This is a genomic window from Synechococcus sp. A15-60, assembly GCF_014280095.1.
Taxonomy (GTDB): Bacteria; Cyanobacteriota; Cyanobacteriia; order PCC-6307; family Cyanobiaceae; genus Synechococcus_C.
The window spans coordinates 1,308,310-1,324,551 of record NZ_CP047933.1 but is presented as its reverse complement, the minus strand read 5'-3'; the positions used below and the strand labels follow the sequence as shown (position 1 = coordinate 1,324,551).

The window sequence follows — 16,242 nt, the reverse complement described above, 5'->3', positions numbered from 1 at the left end:
GAAGCCTCGCTATCAGCGCTCAACCAAGAACGTCAAACGATTGAGCCTAGAAACCTTGAACTCCTTCAATGCATTTCACGCTGGCTTTCGGTTGCCAGTCGGTGATCAGCCTGGAATTGGCCATGCACTGGTCCATCGAGGCCTGGGGAATTTTCTCCAGGGCTGCCGTGGTGCGCTGCGCGCCATAGGTGGCCCAGGTGATCACCAGCCAAGTGATGGGTTCCATGCGGAAAAGCAATTCGAAGGGTTTCACCATTCCAACTGAATTTCATCGCCGTTGGGACCCTCAACGGTGACATTGCCGGATTCCATCGCACCAAGGACCAGCTCAGATGCAGCGGCAGTGAGCGGCGTCGTGGTGGACCAGAGCACACAACATGGTTGTGATGATCATGGTGATGTTGATCAGCACGGGTGGGCAGAACACGATCAGGACGCAGGGTGACAGCCGAGCATGCTGCAAGTGCAACTCAACAGAACTAGGACATCAAGACACCACTCATTCCCACACCATGACGACGCAACGCAAGGTTGTCATTCCAAGATAAAGACAGGACGATTGAACCGCTCCAGAAAAAAATTCGCAGCCTCCGGCTTGTTCTCTTCCATACCAATCAAACCCCTTCTCAGCGTCAACATGAGACTCAAGACTCAATCATTAAAGCCATGAATTAGAATCAGCCTTGAAGAAACATCACCAACCAAATTATTGATCACATGCCAAAGCTTGGCGAAATCAAACTCAAACAGATTCAGCAGCTAAACACTGCGGAAAGCTCCATCCTGATTCGCAAGCATAAAGAAGTGCTGAATTGGATGATGCGAACCTTTCAGCTCGACACCTATGCCCTCACCTGGGCCCAATTCTTCAAAGGTGTCGCTGTTGGCGGCGTCACGGTTTGGCTCCTGATGCGATGAACACCACGCTCAACCCCGAGCTGCGCGAACAACTGCTGGTGGCCTTGACCAACCAGTGGGCCTCCATGGCCGAAGCAATGGATGAAGGCGACTTCACTCCAGAGGACTTCTATGCAATTCAGCAGACACAGTCGGATGCAAGCCTGATCAGCGAGTCCGGCTGCAACACCGACGACGAGCTCAACCAATTCATCAATGATTGGTTTTACAGCGGTTTCTGGATCGCTCCCTGACAAACTCCGGTTTGAGCGTTATCGGCGTTGATCACCTTTGTGGCTGACAGCCAATGTTGCTATTGAAAAACCAGACCCATGATCAAAGGGTTGCTCGCAGCAGTGCTCGGATGGCTAAGTGCTCATGCAACAACGAGTTGGGGGTTGGCACTGGGGCCCGATGACGAGGATCCTGCCCATCCCGCCAGGGAGTTAACAGTAGGAAATTACCGATGACTAGGCCGGCTGTGACCACCACCGCTGCCAGCTGCTCCAGCGTTTCGATCCGCAAAACAGACGTCAACACTGACGCTTAAAGGTGTAGCAGCCACCGTGATAGCCGGTGAACGGCTGGGCATAGGTCACCAACTCCCAACCCTGGGATCCAAGCTCATTCATTAGCTCCACAAGACTCACCTGCTGAGGACGGTTCCTGGAGATCAGTTGCTTGTCGTCTAGCCACAGCTCATCAATCTCGCCTGTCCAGCTCTTCCCTCGCGGAACAAAACGGAGCTGCGTGTATTCCCAGGCCATCAACGCTTTTAGAGACGCTGAATATTAAATCCAGACGTGTGTCGACAAGTGAATCTCAGCTGACGGGCCACTGAAACAGCGTCTCGACAGCCAGCCCTAGGTAAGTCCCGATCAACATTCCCAGAAGGCCGACCGCCACAGCGGGCAACACCAACGACGATCGGCCCAAGCTGCTGGCCAACGCCAGCGCAATGCTGGGACCTCCAACAGCGGCTTGGGATGCGACCAAGCTGTCGACCAACGCCCAACGCTGTTGACACCGCACCAACAAAACAGCGAGAGCCTGGATCCCAACCATTAGGAATGGCATAAACCAGCACGGGTAAACCCAAGCCGAACAGGCCACCAACCGTTGTGCTCAATCCAATCACTGCGAAAAACGGTTGAATCAATACCTGTCCCATGCCGTAACACGTGACGCGGGATCCACCGGTTGGCAGTTGTGCCATCAGCAAGGCCACCGTGGTGAGCACGATGATCGCCGGCACATCCCACGCCAACCCGCGCAACAGGATCAACACCAGTTCCGCAATCAGCATGGCAGCACCACCCCAGAGCAAACCCGATGCCAGTGACTTGGGCTGATGCGCAATCCCGAGAGCCCTGGGCCCATCCGCCATCTGTGCATCGGACGTGTGCGCATCACTGGCAATGGAGTCCACCCCTGATGCCTGGCGCTCTCGACCGATCAGCAGGCTCAGCAGAAACCAGCCTGTGAACACCACATAGTCAGCGGCTGTCGCAATTGCAAACAAGTCATCGGGAATCGCAAGGCTTCGACCCACAGACACAAAGTTCAGCGTTCCACCTGTGAACGTGGCGGTGTACACAGCCGCCAATGCTGAGGCATCCTCGCTAAGCCAAGGGCGAAGCACCCATCCAAAGACGAGCACCGCAAACACGGTGGCCAAGACAGACACCAGAAAAGGGGGCAGGAGCCGCCGGGCGTCAGGCAGCACGCGACGCAACTCGACAGCCAGCAGAAGCTCAACGATGGCAAGGGAGGTGAGGGGACCATTCACCCAACCCGACACACCAGCATCAGGCTTCCACCCACTCAGGTTGGCAATCAACAAGCCCAACGGTTCACACGAGCCAACCACCAACCCCCGGCCGTGATGCCAGCGATCACCAGCCATGACGCGGTGATGTCCACTGATGCGGTCATGGGGTGTGCACAATCACAGCAAGCATCGCTGAGGTCATGCCGTCACCAACGCGGAAATCTTCTCAAAGCCATGAATCGAAATTCTGAGAGCGCGCGATGACGCCCACACCGAAACTGTTTCTGGTCGTCCTCGGAGGACGTACAGCAACCAGCCACATTGAGCTGCATGATGTGCGCTGGGTTGTGGGGGTTGACATTGAGGCCACGATTCCAGCGCTGAAGCATCAATGGTTTGGCCTCAAACGAGGCCTGCACATCGACAGTTATGTCGCTGTTGAACATGTGGATGGATACAAGGTTGAGCTCATCCAGAGCCAACACGAATGGCCGGCAGAGATGGATGCGAAGCTCAGCAAAGGCTCAGACCAGCTCTGGTTTGTCAATCTCGGTGGGTACGACAGTGGCTCACTCCAGGAGTTGCATCAATTTGGCCTGATCGTTGCACCAAGCAAACCAGCTGCCAAAGCAAGGGCACGTCGACGTTGGCTGAATGACGCTGCTCAGGTGCACAAAGACGATCTCTATGGCATCGACACATTGAACGTCGTCGATGACTGCCTACCGATTGGAGATGTCGAGGGTTGGCGTATTCATCTGATACCGGATCCATCCAGCAACATCAAAGATCTCAAACCCGACTGGTTTGGCTACCGCTTGATTTAAGCGTTATCAATCACACATCCGAAGCTTCAACGCAGTTGCATCCCCAGGGGCTTCGGAAACAAACGAAACAACCCTCCATTGGCCAATCCATTGCATTGCGGAGATGCCATGACCAGTTTGAAATCAGGAAATTGCTGATTGGAAGCCTGTAACAAGCAGCGTTGATATTGCAGTGAATTATCGGCAATATGAAACACAACTATCAAACAAAGAAAAGCAACAACGCCCTGTCGAAGTGAAAGAGGCATCAGACCATGTTTGCCGAATGATTATCTTAAACAGATTCAAGGGCCGGTGCCGAGTGCACTGAGCAATGAAACAAGGAACAATCCAATTGACACAGCAAGATTTCCAGTTCAGGCGTCGCCATGATTCATCCAAGCCAACTATTGTGCTGAAGCGCTCGTGATTCCATAGATCAGGATTAACTGGCATTTTTATGGACCAAGATCAAGCAAGCCTGTGGTCATGAATCACATCCACAGATGCGACTCAGGCCTAATCGTTGGTCACAAAGGTCCACCAGGACTCGAGCCGCTGCAAAGACCCGTACCAAAGCTTGCCGAAGAAACCACCATGGGCGGTGTCCGGCTGAACCAGATGTCGAGCACCCTTCAACAGGGCTGACTCCACTGGTACCAGTCCATCACCACTGAGTTCTGCGTCACCGGCAATGCTTTTGTAACTGCCAGACGCCGTGCGTCGGCTGAATGACGACGCGTTGTCTCCATTCAGATCGAGCTCGCCCGCAATGGCGACGTAGTCCACCCCCGGCTCGTAGCAGCCCGGAAAGCGTCGATCCACCAACATGCGCAAGGGTGTGGCACGAACTGCCTTATGCGGACTGCCCAACGTGATCAGTCGGTCACAGCGAGTCGCACCGTGATAGCCACGACCAAGAACGGGTTCATCGCTGAGATAGAGGCGCAACATCACCCCACCTGAGCTATGTCCAATCAAGGTCACGCGACCAGTCAGCGATGAAGCTTGGAGCTGTTGCACGAGGGCATCGACACGATCAAGCACCCGACGCCAGCCAAACCCCCAAGTGGTCAGCAGCCATTCCAGTCGTGTGACAGGAACCACATGCGCATCAAAAACACCTAGTTGCTTAAGCCAGGCAGCCATCGGTGCATAGGCCTCTGCCGTAATCAAAAAGCCTCCAAGGATCAAGACAGGCTGCCGGGGGTCAACGGTCGTCATCTCTCCGATGTTGACGAAACAGCGCCATCATCCATGCAGAAGCAGGCGAACAGATGACGCCGGAACGCGTTGCCGACTATCCACGGCCCCCACGCTTGGAAACCAGTGTTGACCATGTGCTCGTTCAAGTGGGAGGCGAGGTGTTGTTTGAAGGTCAAGGAACGCAACGCGTTCTGGAGACTTTCCACCCTCCCACTTATTACCTGCCGCCCGATGGCGTCAACACATCCCTGCTGACAGCGGCTGTTGGGCGCAGCTTCTGTGAATGGAAAGGGGTGGCTGAATATTTTGACGTTCAAGCTGGTGGCAAAACCATCCAACGCGCAGTTTGGCGTTATCCAACACCAACTCCAACTTTCATGGCCATTGCAGGTTGGTACGCCCTATATCCAGGCTTGATGGATGGCTGTTGGCTTAATGGAGAGCCAGTCACCGCCCAGGCAGGGGGATTTTATGGAGGTTGGATCAGTTCTGCCGTGGAAGGCCCCTTTAAAGGTGATCCCAATCACCCTGAATTGATCTAATCGGTGAACAATGAATGAGCTCATTGGATTGTTGAAGCACCAACCCAAAAATTCAAGAATCAGTGGTCTGATCTCAGCATTGGAAGCAGAATCGACTGTTGATCTTGCGACTAGCGCCGATTCGTTAGAAGGCGTTTGGGAACTGCGTTGGAGCAGTGCCACACAACCCTGGTTGCAGCAAGCTCCGTGGCTTGAAAATCTGCAAGTGCTGGATCCAGCGACGCAGCGGGGTATGAATCTGCTCAGATTGTCTGGACCTCTGGCTGGAATGGCTGCCATCTCAGTCGAAGCTCAACTCAGCCTTGAGCTGCCGAATCGTGTGGGCGTGTGTTTCTGTCGCGGTGGATGGCGAGGTCCAAAGATTGCTGGATTACAGCGGCTCGAACTGATGAAACAACTGAATCAATCCTTTCCTGCGTGGCTGGATATCACGGTTCTCACGACAAACCTACGCGTTTGTCGCGGCAATGTAGGAACAATATTCGCGCTGCTTAAAAGGGACGACTTGGCAATCTCTGACTTCCTTCCTCCTTCCAAAAAGCAGAAATAAAGAAACTTGTGGATGATGATTGGATCAAACATCACAACAATCTGTTCCACAATTCAAGGCAGTAAGGCGACCGAAAGGGAACAACGAACAATAACTATCATCAATCACGATTGGATTGATCCCTGCCAAGCTCAAGGCACACACCTGTCAGAAGCAGATGGTCTGGGCTCCTGAAGCGGCCCGAAGTGTCCAGCAATGCACAGCAAGAACCTTTTTGGTGCTAGAAGACAACATCCTTTTTGAAACAAGATGCAGCTCTACAACGTCACTTGGCAGTTCCCAGAGATCGAAGGCCAAAAGGCTGCGTACACCAAGTTGATTGAGTACATGGCGAGCGGCGCCGAGGGTGACCGCATTGATGGCTTCGAGTTGATCAGCCGCACACACTGCCCTCAAACCGGCAGTGGCGTTGTGATCTGCAAAGCAGAAAGCAGCATGGTGCTGTTCAAGCACTTTGCTCCTTGGCGCGCGATGTTTGGCGTGGAATTTGAGATGCAGCCTGCTTTCACCGATGAGGAAGTGTGTGCATGCCACAAGGAGTTGTTCGAAATGATGAGTGCCTGAACACCTACTCACTCCTAAACAATCTTGTTGAAGCCCCAGCTCAAGCTGGGGCTTTTTTTCTAGTGCTTGGATTTGATGTTTTGAATCAGAGAGAGGGGACTGAGCTCTAAACCCGATCAGGGAGAGCAAAACCTGCAATCAAGACAACACAACGACGATGAAGTTGTCTTTAAGAAATGGGAGACCAACAAACCGACACAACTAAAAACGTTGAAACCTATGATTTGATAAAACTAAAATTGACCAGATATGTTAGAAAAATAATTCAACGAGTGAACAAAGCAAAGAGTAACCCATGGATCAATGAAGATTGAGATTAATTTCGCACTTGGACAATTCACCATGAGCAAAAGCTCCTCTTGGCGAAGATCCCACCCCAGAGCCCTTCTTCTGTTCGTTCAACACCTTGGCCTATGAAGAACAAATGTCAATTGTTGAATCATCGGTGTGCTACCTAAACCCATGTCCTCGTGAGTTGTTCGACGAGACGATGTGAACCGATTTCATGGGATTGACGCAGAGACAGATCCTACGAATCAAATTGACTCCCTGCATTCATTCTCTAAAATATTGTTCAACTAGCAATGAAAGAAAACACAATCGTTCAATGTCTTAATAAGTAATCTACAATTCAGATCACGGCTGCTGCAAGACTCAAAAGTGACATCACAGACTCTCCAAGACTCATCATGACTGCCAGGAAATATTGGACAAGCTAGCTGCCGGCAATAAAAAACTTAGAGATCAGAAAATAAGAATTGAAGCAATGTCATCGTCAGCAATGAGGACGTTGCTTATACGACGTGATCCCAAATTGAGATAGGGCATCAAACATATCAACGGCAATCGTCAAGAGCCCATCAGAAATCGGGCTCCCTAGCTGTCAAGACAAACCCTCTTTCTGACGAATGACCCAAGCCGTTGAAGCTTGCTGCTGCTTCCAAGCCACCAAGAGATCCTTCGCGAGGTCACGCAGCTGCTGGAGATCTTCGAAACTATCGATTTCCCTCGAAAACTTTTCCACTTCGAACTTTTGACCAAGAGTCAGAGCAATCGGTTCCATCAGCATTCTCAGCTTGGCAAATGCAAAGTACCCCAGATATTTTGTTTGGGCAAACCAAAAACGTAGTCGTTACAACCGATTCAAGGAAAAGATGCTCAGGCCAATACAATTTGCTGATTACAAAACATTGCCTGACTTCGCTAATGACTTGGATTTGCTTTGCTGAATGACCTAGAAAAGGCTTGCAGCAACTGAAGTCGATGCATTTTTCCTGGCAAAAACATCTTGAATTATCCAGGACTGTATCCACCACTGCAGACAAAGATTCTGGAGTTGCACTCGCTCTAATGGGCATCGCCCTGACATTGCTGTCGAAGGATCTGTTGGCTTACGAACTGGAGATTGCTCCTGTCAGCCAGGAGGAATTTGATCTGAGCCAACTGTTTGGCTGACCGGTCACCAACCGGATCACCGTCTAAACGCCGACCGGGACAAAAAGGCGTCCTCTCAGCCGTTGGACTTGGAAGACAGCTTGCTGGTTGAGCAGACGCCTGTTGACAAATCACCCTTAATCTCGTCGGTGAGCGCAACGTTGGCAAAGCGTGATTTGACTGATGTCAGACCCTTTCGAAGTTGCGCACACTAAGCGCATCTTCTGATTTAGGGGCGTCCAATGCGAGACGATGGTCCAACTGAGCAGGGGTTAGGAGCTGCCTGACTGGCTTGACGAGCCCCTTAGCCAGACGCTTCGAACTCCCCAATCAGCCTTGTGACTGCAGGGTCTGAGCATCCAGCAAGACAGCTAGGCCGTCTTTCGATCACGGGAGACGGTCTTTCTAGTTCTGTGTGATTTGTAGCGACAACGAGCAGCCAACCAGATCTAAAAAGGAACATACGCTTTTTGAGCCATGCCATCCATCGTCAGGACCCAAGGCCAAACCAAGAAGCCACAGAGCGCCAAACCAGCAACGTTGCTTGCACGACCGATCTATCCCGGCAACCAAGACAAAAACGAGCACCACAGGACCTCTCACTGAGGTCCGAGGTCATCCAAACAAACCTGTCCTCAGCGAAACGCTGAGGTTTTTTTTTGCGAACAGAAGAGAGATCAATCCAATTCCCAGCATTCAGATCCATGGGGAGTCAGCAAGCACACCACGTGAGCTTCAGTGCTGATCACGCGATAGGTGCGTCCATCAGCTTCTGACTTCACCCGGGCATGCCAGTACGCATGGTCTTGATTGGTGTGTTGGGTTTTCGAATCCCAACCATGTTGCGTGAGCTCTTGAATCGTGAACACAGCATCAGCCTTTGTTGTCACTCACGTTGGAAGACATGGATGATGAATGCCAATGAACAATAGAAAGTGCTCGGGATTGCTTCATGGCCTGTGGCACATGAACCTGGAAGTGCTGTGAAATCAGAAAAAAGCCGGTGTCACCATCCCGACCTGAGTCGACGCATCTCCCCTCGCCCAGAAAGGAGACTCGAAAACCTTGTTGAGATGATCCAGAACTGATGGTGACGAACAACACCATTCACTCGCCTGGAGAGGAAGTGGCAACGGATAGGCAGATTGCTATCCGTTGGGCTCAACAAGGTTGGCCTTGCAACAGGCCATTCCACGAGACACAGCAAAAAAAAGCCCCGTCGAAGACGAAGGCTTTGAGTGGTGTGAGGAGTTGGTGTTTCACCAACCACCATCGGTCTAAGACAAGAAGGGGCTTTTTGTAGGCTCTTTAAAGATCTGGTCACAGATAACTGGCACTGTGACGCTTCTTGCTCAATGAGATCACCATGCAACGAACAGCGGCTCAAAAGCTGCAGGAGGATGACCGGGCAAGGCGCTCACAAAGGAAACTTCAGAGTGAGATCTTGATTGACGACGATAAGAAGCCTAGTCTCTCTGAATCACCCAATTACCCGGATTCGAATAGGGCCATATCACTCTCCAAGAATGATCTTGGCATCGCAAGCATGAATGACTTGGTGGACTGGACTGGGTCGTATATGCACTTCAAACAAGCGCTGGAAATGGTGGCTTGGAAGCGTGGTGAAGCGCTCAGCTATCTCGATGCCTTTCCTGGCTTTCGAGATCGGTTTAAAAAAGAGTTGATCAAGCAGAGACACTTGGAAGCTCGATTACCAAAGGCCATGCGAGACAAAATCGCTGCAAACAAACCTAACCTGAAGTTGGTCGAAACGATCTTATTCGAGCACAACAAAACTCCTTTAACGTGACAAACAAGTGAATCAAATACACTTCCAAGATGAATAACGGGATATCAAGTCGATCGATCAAGACTCAATCAGCTTGACCCATTTGCAATCACCACCAAATTTAAAACATTCAAGAAGCAATTGAATGCGTTGCAATTAAAACGTGAACGCGTGAGTTTTGATCATCCATCATCATTTGATTGTGATTCCTTTCAACGCAAGTCGATGATCCTTATCCTCTGATCCATCGCAGCATGATCAACACAGGAACCCATCCATGCCAGATGCAGATTGACATCGTCATGCAATCTCCATTTTCAAGTGCCAGACATTGATGGGATCCGAGGCGATTGGATCTGGAGCAACCGACAACACACCGATGCCCCTTGGCACCGCTGCTTCGTCGACGCACGACGACACTGCAAGAACTGGTTCAGGCAGCCTGAAAGATCAAAACCAACACCAGCACAACCAGACCCAGCACGATCCAGAACAGGGGGCTGGACTGTCCACGGGGGCTCGCTCGAATCGGAGACCCAGCTCGACCTGAAGCGCGACGCTGATCGGCGGGTGTTCCACACCGGTTGCATACCAGGCGTCCACCAAGTGAACGATCTGCACGAAAAGAGCTTGAGCCGCATTGAACGCAGCGTCGGGTCGACATCAACTCGATTTCCAACCAAAGCCAGAATCATCGAATGAACCCTGATGATGCAAGCAACAGAAGTTCCCCCTGGCTGGACCTTCAGTCTGTTGAAGCATGGATGGATGGTCACCGGGTCGTCCACAACCTCAGCCTGAGGCTCTGGCTAGGGGAATCAACAGCCATTCTTGGCCGCAACGGAGCTGGCAAAAGCTCTTTAGTGAAGTTGATCAATCGCAGTCTTTATCCTGTGGTGCAGCCGGGTTCGCACCTACGCCTGTTTGGCAGCGAAACCGTGCATCTCTGGCACTTGCGCCAAAGACTGGGTGTTGTGAACACAGAGCTGGAGCATCGCATTCCAGCAGCAATGACGGGGAGAGAACTGCTTCAGTCGGCCTTTTTCGGAGCCATCGGGCTTGGCCAGGACCGCCATCCAAGTGACGAACAGTGCCAGCGAACGAATTCACTGCTCGAAAGACTCGACCTTCAAACGCTGAGCGACATTGGTTTTGGTCAGCTGTCCGATGGGCAGAAACGTCGCCTGTTGATTGCGCGATCTCTCGTGCATGATCCCGACGTTCTCGTTCTGGATGAACCCATCAATGGCTTGGATCTGCGGACACGCCACAAGCTGTTGGCGCTGCTCCGCGATCTCTGCAGGAACGGAACCACCTTGGTGTTGGTGACGCATCAGGTGGATGCAGTCATCCCAGAAATTCAACGGGTCGTGGGGCTAACGGAAGGCGAAGTGAGCCTTGATGGCTCTCCTCGAGACACATTGACGGCGGATCACCTGTCGAGATTGTTTGACACTCCCCTTACGGTTTTGGAAAGCCATGGCTACCGCCAGGTGCTTCCCGCCTGATCATCCTGAGAGTGTGAATGTGCGAATCATCCCTGTGTGAGTGACCTCGGCAATGCTTCAAGGGGAGTGGGCAAACCAGAACCGCTCGAGAAATCTGGGTGAGGTGCCATCGGGACGGAAGCCGATGTCATAACCTCGCCTCGCCTGCGGGGTGACGCCTTGAACACCAACGCCAGAATCGATGCCCTCCAGCTCATGCTGACCGATCTGCGCATGCGCAACGAACCAATCCGGCACAAAGCGGCATTCCGCGGTTGTCAGCCGGAATTTCAGGCGTTGGTCACTCAATTGATCGAGCAACTCGAAGCCGAGCTGATCGAGGAGAAGCAGAAATTCCGTGCCGCTCAACGGGGCTGATTCTTGTAAGCAGCGGGTGCCAACACGAGGAACACATACCACCAGCTCAACACCAGGACCGAAACAGGCACGGTGATCCAAAGCCGATGGAGAAGCATCCAGCTCGAAACCATGGTGATCAAACCTGTCAGCAGGATCGACCAGGGCTGACACCACATGGGTTTGTGCGCCCAAAGATCAGGGTCCTGTGAGTCCGTCACCGCAGCTGCTCAAGGGAACCGGCGTCGTGAAGCCGAACCAGATCGTCATAGCCACCAATCAGATCGCCATCAATGAAGATCTGAGGGAACACACCCCGACCACTGCGCTGACGCCAGGCTTCAAACTTCTCGTCGCTATCCACAGTGTCGAGCTGATAAGGAATCGCAAGCCGGTTGAGCAGCTGCATCGCCCGGTGACACCATGGACAGCCTGGAAGCACCGCCACCTCGACACGTTTCTGCGCAGGGCCAGGGTGTGCTGTTGGCAGACCGCTCAATCCCAACAACACCTGAGCACCCTTCAGCACGAGGGTTCCAGGCTCCAAATGACCACCCCAAACCTGACAGGCTCCGTCGGAAAGGCTGAGATGTAGGTGAACGCCTTCAGGGGAGAAGGTGCCATTGAGAGTGATGATCTCCAGCTCTCCCTGCAGACGTGTCGGCTGCTCCTGACCAGGACATTGGAAGGACGCCTGTGAAAGATTGCCGACGACGCCAAGCACAAATCCACTGAGATTGCGCTCGGCTGCAAGAGCGCTGAGCGTGTGGTGAAGGTCATGCCCGGGGTCCAGCTGCAGGGGCAGGGTCTCCATCCGGACAGATCAAACAAACTGGGACAGATTACCGCTACCCCCCGCAGCGGTACTGCGGTACGATCACGTTACAGTTCAGTAACGTGCCCGTGTCATTCCTTCAAGCATTGCTGGACGAGCTCCGTGACCAGCTGGAAGCAGAACCCCTGCCACTCACAGCGGCTCAAGTAGCGGAAGCGGCGGATTCAGAACGGCTGAATGTGACCCTGCCGGGAGGTGTCATGAATCGCCTCAAACAACAGGCTCTTGCGGAAGGGCGCAGCTGCAGCAGTCTGGCCACCTTTTTGATCGAGGACGGCTTAAGACGGCACGCGATGCTGCGCTAACACCACGCGCGCTAGCACCACTCCCAGGAGGGCACATCAGTTCAGCAAGCGATTTGTGATCTGCTTCACCATGCCGCTGCGCTGAAGCTGCAGCAACTCCACATCGATCGGAGTCCTTAGCGCATTATCGACCGGCAGCACAAATCCATAGGTCTGCGTGGCCAACGCAAAGGGGGCCATTTTGAAGGGTGCCTCTGGATTTTGTTGGAGGTAGTAGCGCATCGGAGCCGCGTCGAACAAGACCGCATCCACGTCACCGGCGGCGAGCAAGGCGATGGCTTTGGGGAGCGTGTCGGCCTGCTTCGGTTGTGCTCCGTACAACCTCGCCCAGGTTTCACTCGTGGTGCCAACCACCACAGCGACAGACTTATCGCGCAGATCCGATCGCTCGCGAATGGTTGATGGCTCCAGTTTCGAGAGCGAAACAGTGAAGGCAGACGCCAATCCAGCAGTGATGGATGACAGAGCCAGCAACGACATCAACATCCAAACGCCGGCAATCGTTCTGCCGGTTCTGGAGGTGGGAGCACGATCGCCATAGCCGACGGTGGTCAAGGTCACCAACGCGAACCACATGCCGTTGCCGACGCCTTTGAAATAAGGGCGAGGGAAATGTTCCGAATTGCGCCGTCGTTCAGCCAACCAGATCAGGTTCCCTACTACGAACAGCAGCACCATCAATCCACCCAGGGAGGAGAGCGCAGCCCAACCAAAAAAAGGACTGAAACGCGACCACAAGCTGGGGGGCCGCATGGGGATCATCAGACCCTCCTCCCCATGAAAATACGGTTGAGTGAAATCGATTTTTGGATTGGCGAGACGATCGGGAGTGATACTGATCGGCCCAATGGCCAGATCAACATCGCCCTGGCCCACCGCTTCGATATTGGCCTTGGAGTTGGGTTGAGGCACGTAGACGAAGGGGCGATCAAGACGGCTGGCTGTTTCCTCCCAGATCTGAATGCTGATGCCCTCCAAACCATCCGAGTCTGAAATCACAAAAGGAGCAGACCCGCTCACGCCCACCCTGATCACCTGAGGCGCCGCTAGGGACGGAGCTGACCATCCCAACAGGGCAGCCAGAAGCCATGACACTCTTGAAATCACCGTCATCGGATTCAGCCGTTTTGCTCAAGCCGCTTAACGATCACCCCCATCGCAACCAGGGAACCCAGCAGAGCCAGCAACAAGGCGAGAGTCATCGACAGTTCAACAAACGATGGATGTAACACCGACATTGCCATCTCTTGTGCAGCGAAGCCATGCCAACCCTTCACAGCGGTGAAGGTTTCCAAGCAGTCCGAAAAAATCGCTGCAGAATGAAAAGCGGTTGGAACTTCACTCTCCGCATTGTCCGTCCGGCATGCCACTGACCCTGCTGAGCAGAGCCGGAACACGCAAGTTCCACAAGCCATCGCCCCTGGCGAGAGCTACCACTGGAGCTGGAACGCCGAAGAACTCATACTTCTTGGCCAGAAAGCGCTCTGGAGGCCCGCAGGAGGTGAGCTGTTCGTTGCTGACTTGCATCTCGGCAAAGCCGAGGTGTTTCAGGCCTGCGGGATTCCGCTACCCAGCGACGGTGATCAAGCAACCTTTGGGCGACTGGAAGCGCTCTGCGCGACGTGGCAGCCCACGCGCCTTATCATCCTCGGCGATTTGATCCATGGTCGCCTGGGGTTGACCGAACGCCTGCGGACGGATCTTCAGACCCTCGACCAACGCTTGAACACCAACGTTGTGCTGGTGGGTGGAAACCATGACCGGAGCTTGCCGAGTAGAGAACGCATCCAGCAGCGATCCTTCAGGGTTGGAGCCCTTTGGCTGAGCCATGAACCCGAACCGCCAGGCGACGGCGAGCCAGGGCTGAATCTCTGCGGTCACGTTCACCCCGTCGCCATCGTTCGCCAAGGCCCCGATTACCTGCGATTGCCCTGCTTCGCCTATGAGGCATCCCATGAACGGCTGTTGCTGCCTGCCTTTGGCGCCTTAACAGGAGGCCATGATTGCGGTCAGGTGGATCGCAAATGGTTGGTGGCGGAGGATCGGGTGATGGCCTGGCAGGACCCCTCGCCACCATCGCGTCGACGCAGGTGGGCCCAATGAACCGCTCTCGCTCCACGGCGGTGGCCCCCAGAAGCAAGCAGAGGCGCCAGCAGCGCCGCAAGACCAGGCGTAGCCATTGGATGCGCTGGCAACGACACTGGCTGATTTTGGGAGTCCCTGTCGCAGCCTTTGCAACCTTGGTGTTTTTGGCCCCACGAGAGCCAGACCCTGCAGACCAGTACTCGAGACAGCATCAAGCCAAAGACGTTGCACTTGGATCGTTTCGTTACCAGCCGAATGAGGAGGTGTACGCCTTGGATTTCGATCCGCGCAACGTGCGGTTTGGGCTGCTGGAGGGATGGGATCGCGAGCAGGAGGCGTTTGCCGACGACGCTGCACTGGCTTTCGTCTCCGGTCCGATGTACGAGCGGCACATCGATGCGAGAGGGCAGGAGATCACCGTCCCCTTGGGTGATCTGAAGTTTGGCCGCCGGCTCTGGCGCGGGAGGAACCGCACAGCATCACGCCAGCGGGCGTTCATCGGAATCCGGCGCAATGGCTCAGTCGATTTCGGCTACGGGGAGTTGAACCAAGACCGCATGACGACCTACGACACCTTCGTGGGTGGTTTGCACAGCATCTACAACGACTTGGAGGCTCCGCCCAGCAACTACAAAGGGGCCTACAGCATCAGCATGGGCCAGCGCATCCGGTACTACCTGCCAAGGATCCGGATGGTCTATGGACTGCGCCGGGATGGGCGCCTGGAAATGCTGATGAGCCGGGATGGGCTCACCCTCGAACAAACCAAAGCCCTCGCTCGACGACGTGGCCTTGTGGCGGCCTACATGCCTGACCATGCCTCCAAAAGCCGTTTGATCATTCCAGGGGTGAAGGGATTCACCGAGGAGGATGCCAACTGGATCAGTGGTGGAGCGACCAGCTTCGTGCACGTTCCCTATCTGCTGCGACTCAGTGAACGTCGCCAGCCTCTTCAAGGAAGCCTGATCAGCACGTTGTCCCAGCAGGAGCAGAACCAGGCCGGGTGTGATGGACCACTCAACTGCAGCCGATGGGCCGGACACCAACTGATGGACCGCGCTCTGGCAGGACTGAACCGGGTGATCGAAATGGGACTGGAGCCGATAGCCCGGGTGCTCTGGTCTCCCAAACGCACACCACTGAATCCAGACCCAACCCCGCCGCAGTCGCTGGGCCGCACCGAGCGCACCCCAATTCCCGAGCCACCGACCACCGCAGACCCACGGCTGCTCCTCGAGCAAAACGAGAGACCTGATGAGGTGCTGAGTGATGGGCTTGACCCTTTGCTGCCACCAATGGAACAGGGACTGCAACCGGATCTACCGCCACCGATCCTGCTGGAACCAGACGCTCACCTTGCTGATCGAACCATGGACGGTGATCTCGAGCCAGCCGTCATCCCCATAGACAGGACAATGCACCCGCATCCCCCCGCGCCGCCTCCGCTGCCACTACCACAACCTTGAATGTCCAAACGCGTTGCCTAAGCGAAACATTGGCCACAATTTACTTTTATAAAATGTAAAAAAATATACCTCTCTAGCAGTGAATTTCGATCCATCACAAGCGGTTGATTGATGCACAACAAGAGCCGTAGATCTTTTCAAGATCGAG

General features: G+C 54.0%; 25 protein-coding genes and 1 pseudogene. 13 read left to right on the top strand and 13 right to left on the bottom strand.

The window, feature by feature from the left end:
- Positions 1-46 precede the first annotated feature (46 nt).
- The gene (locus tag SynA1560_RS07330) at positions 47-226 is read right to left on the bottom strand and encodes a hypothetical protein (RefSeq protein WP_186468708.1); all 180 of its coding nucleotides are present in this window, start codon (positions 224-226) and stop codon (positions 47-49) included.
- 23 nt (positions 227-249) lie between these two features.
- Positions 250-372 (bottom strand): hypothetical protein, encoded by a 123-nt coding sequence (locus tag SynA1560_RS13805; RefSeq protein ID WP_255476870.1) that lies wholly within the window; start codon positions 370-372, stop codon positions 250-252.
- Positions 373-717: 345 nt separating this feature from the next.
- Between SynA1560_RS13805 and SynA1560_RS07325 the strand changes: the two genes are divergently transcribed.
- Both SynA1560_RS07325 and SynA1560_RS07320 read left to right on the top strand, forming a co-directional pair.
- Positions 718-918: a hypothetical protein gene (locus SynA1560_RS07325; RefSeq protein WP_186468707.1), complete on the top strand. Its 201-nt coding sequence runs from the start codon at positions 718-720 to the stop codon at positions 916-918.
- Positions 915-1,151 carry a hypothetical protein gene (locus SynA1560_RS07320; RefSeq protein ID WP_186468706.1) on the top strand — a complete coding sequence of 79 codons (237 nt, stop codon included), beginning with the start codon at positions 915-917 and terminating at the stop codon, positions 1,149-1,151. The genes SynA1560_RS07325 and SynA1560_RS07320 overlap by 4 nt, the downstream gene beginning before the upstream one ends.
- Positions 1,152-1,233: 82 nt before the next feature.
- Here SynA1560_RS07320 and SynA1560_RS07315 read toward each other — a convergent pair whose 3' ends face one another.
- The 4 genes and pseudogenes from SynA1560_RS07315 to SynA1560_RS07305 all read right to left on the bottom strand — a co-directional run.
- Positions 1,234-1,434, bottom strand: a complete 201-nt coding sequence (locus SynA1560_RS07315) for a hypothetical protein (RefSeq protein ID WP_186501704.1) — start codon at positions 1,432-1,434, stop codon at positions 1,234-1,236.
- The gene (locus SynA1560_RS07310; RefSeq protein ID WP_186468705.1) at positions 1,431-1,664 is read right to left on the bottom strand and encodes a hypothetical protein; all 234 of its coding nucleotides are present in this window, start codon (positions 1,662-1,664) and stop codon (positions 1,431-1,433) included. The genes SynA1560_RS07315 and SynA1560_RS07310 overlap by 4 nt, the downstream gene beginning before the upstream one ends.
- Before the next feature lie 55 nt (positions 1,665-1,719).
- The gene (locus tag SynA1560_RS13800) at positions 1,720-1,962 is read right to left on the bottom strand and encodes a DUF819 family protein (RefSeq protein ID WP_255477134.1); all 243 of its coding nucleotides are present in this window, start codon (positions 1,960-1,962) and stop codon (positions 1,720-1,722) included.
- Positions 1,963-2,065: 103 nt separating this feature from the next.
- A pseudogene (locus SynA1560_RS07305) lies at positions 2,066-2,803 on the bottom strand (DUF819 family protein); the annotation flags it as partial.
- A gap of 125 nt (positions 2,804-2,928) precedes the next feature.
- On the opposite strand from SynA1560_RS07305, the gene SynA1560_RS07300 reads away from it, so the two are divergent.
- Positions 2,929-3,495, top strand: a complete 567-nt coding sequence (locus SynA1560_RS07300) for a DUF1543 domain-containing protein (RefSeq protein ID WP_186468704.1) — start codon at positions 2,929-2,931, stop codon at positions 3,493-3,495.
- Positions 3,496-3,521: 26 nt separating this feature from the next.
- On the opposite strand, the gene SynA1560_RS07295 is transcribed toward SynA1560_RS07300, so the two are convergent.
- Both SynA1560_RS07295 and SynA1560_RS07290 read right to left on the bottom strand, forming a co-directional pair.
- Positions 3,522-3,743 (bottom strand): hypothetical protein, encoded by a 222-nt coding sequence (locus SynA1560_RS07295; RefSeq protein ID WP_186499920.1) that lies wholly within the window; start codon positions 3,741-3,743, stop codon positions 3,522-3,524.
- Positions 3,744-3,993: 250 nt separating this feature from the next.
- Positions 3,994-4,698, bottom strand: coding sequence for a triacylglycerol lipase (locus SynA1560_RS07290; RefSeq protein WP_186499918.1), 705 nt, complete (start codon positions 4,696-4,698; stop codon positions 3,994-3,996).
- A 53-nt stretch (positions 4,699-4,751) separates the two neighbouring features.
- Between SynA1560_RS07290 and SynA1560_RS07285 the strand changes: the two genes are divergently transcribed.
- The 4 genes from SynA1560_RS07285 (at position 4,752) to SynA1560_RS07270 (ending at position 7,791) form a co-directional block, all read left to right on the top strand.
- Positions 4,752-5,222 carry a DUF427 domain-containing protein gene (locus SynA1560_RS07285; protein ID WP_186499916.1) on the top strand — a complete coding sequence of 157 codons (471 nt, stop codon included), beginning with the start codon at positions 4,752-4,754 and terminating at the stop codon, positions 5,220-5,222.
- A gap of 10 nt (positions 5,223-5,232) precedes the next feature.
- A complete protein-coding gene (locus SynA1560_RS07280) occupies positions 5,233-5,772 on the top strand; it encodes a PAP/fibrillin family protein (protein ID WP_186468700.1) in 540 nt (179 codons plus the stop codon).
- Positions 5,773-6,021: 249 nt separating this feature from the next.
- Entirely contained in the window at positions 6,022-6,336 is a 315-nt protein-coding gene (locus SynA1560_RS07275) for a DUF3303 domain-containing protein (protein ID WP_186468699.1), read from the top strand.
- 1,263 nt (positions 6,337-7,599) lie between these two features.
- Positions 7,600-7,791 (top strand): hypothetical protein, encoded by a 192-nt coding sequence (locus SynA1560_RS07270; protein ID WP_186468698.1) that lies wholly within the window; start codon positions 7,600-7,602, stop codon positions 7,789-7,791.
- Positions 7,792-8,447: 656 nt separating this feature from the next.
- Here SynA1560_RS07270 and SynA1560_RS07265 read toward each other — a convergent pair.
- Positions 8,448-8,639: a hypothetical protein gene (locus tag SynA1560_RS07265; protein WP_186471085.1), complete on the bottom strand. Its 192-nt coding sequence runs from the start codon at positions 8,637-8,639 to the stop codon at positions 8,448-8,450.
- Positions 8,640-9,136: 497 nt separating this feature from the next.
- Here SynA1560_RS07265 and SynA1560_RS07260 point away from each other — a divergent pair, with 497 nt between their 5' ends.
- The 3 genes from SynA1560_RS07260 to SynA1560_RS13795 all read left to right on the top strand — a co-directional run bounded on the left by SynA1560_RS07260 (position 9,137) and on the right by SynA1560_RS13795 (position 11,424).
- Complete coding sequence (locus SynA1560_RS07260; RefSeq protein WP_255476869.1) at positions 9,137-9,580, top strand: hypothetical protein; 444 nt, start codon at positions 9,137-9,139, stop codon at positions 9,578-9,580.
- Between the two features lie 743 nt (positions 9,581-10,323).
- On the top strand, positions 10,324-11,067 hold the full coding sequence (locus tag SynA1560_RS07255; RefSeq protein ID WP_255476868.1) for an ABC transporter ATP-binding protein: 744 nt from the start codon (positions 10,324-10,326) through the stop codon (positions 11,065-11,067).
- Positions 11,068-11,226: 159 nt separating this feature from the next.
- Positions 11,227-11,424 (top strand): hypothetical protein, encoded by a 198-nt coding sequence (locus tag SynA1560_RS13795; RefSeq protein WP_255476867.1) that lies wholly within the window; start codon positions 11,227-11,229, stop codon positions 11,422-11,424.
- On the opposite strand, the gene SynA1560_RS07245 is transcribed toward SynA1560_RS13795, so the two are convergent.
- Positions 11,412-11,624: a DUF6737 family protein gene (locus SynA1560_RS07245; protein WP_186499911.1), complete on the bottom strand. Its 213-nt coding sequence runs from the start codon at positions 11,622-11,624 to the stop codon at positions 11,412-11,414. The two genes, SynA1560_RS13795 and SynA1560_RS07245, sit on opposite strands and share 13 nt — an antisense overlap.
- Complete coding sequence (locus SynA1560_RS07240; RefSeq protein WP_186468695.1) at positions 11,621-12,217, bottom strand: PCC domain-containing protein; 597 nt, start codon at positions 12,215-12,217, stop codon at positions 11,621-11,623. The genes SynA1560_RS07245 and SynA1560_RS07240 overlap by 4 nt, the downstream gene beginning before the upstream one ends.
- A gap of 89 nt (positions 12,218-12,306) precedes the next feature.
- Between SynA1560_RS07240 and SynA1560_RS07235 the strand changes: the two genes are divergently transcribed.
- Positions 12,307-12,543 carry a CopG family transcriptional regulator gene (locus tag SynA1560_RS07235; protein ID WP_186468694.1) on the top strand — a complete coding sequence of 79 codons (237 nt, stop codon included), beginning with the start codon at positions 12,307-12,309 and terminating at the stop codon, positions 12,541-12,543.
- 36 nt (positions 12,544-12,579) lie between these two features.
- Here SynA1560_RS07235 and SynA1560_RS07230 read toward each other — a convergent pair whose 3' ends face one another.
- Positions 12,580-13,656, bottom strand: coding sequence for a transporter substrate-binding domain-containing protein (locus SynA1560_RS07230; protein WP_186499909.1), 1,077 nt, complete (start codon positions 13,654-13,656; stop codon positions 12,580-12,582).
- 5 nt (positions 13,657-13,661) lie between these two features.
- Positions 13,662-13,838, bottom strand: coding sequence for a hypothetical protein (locus tag SynA1560_RS07225; RefSeq protein ID WP_186468692.1), 177 nt, complete (start codon positions 13,836-13,838; stop codon positions 13,662-13,664).
- Between the two features lie 55 nt (positions 13,839-13,893).
- Here SynA1560_RS07225 and pdeM point away from each other — a divergent pair, with 55 nt between their 5' ends.
- A complete protein-coding gene (gene pdeM, locus SynA1560_RS07220; protein ID WP_255476866.1) occupies positions 13,894-14,646 on the top strand; it encodes a ligase-associated DNA damage response endonuclease PdeM in 753 nt (250 codons plus the stop codon).
- Complete coding sequence (locus SynA1560_RS07215) at positions 14,643-16,094, top strand: hypothetical protein (RefSeq protein WP_255476865.1); 1,452 nt, start codon at positions 14,643-14,645, stop codon at positions 16,092-16,094. The genes pdeM and SynA1560_RS07215 overlap by 4 nt, the downstream gene beginning before the upstream one ends.
- Positions 16,095-16,242: the final 148 nt, after the last annotated feature.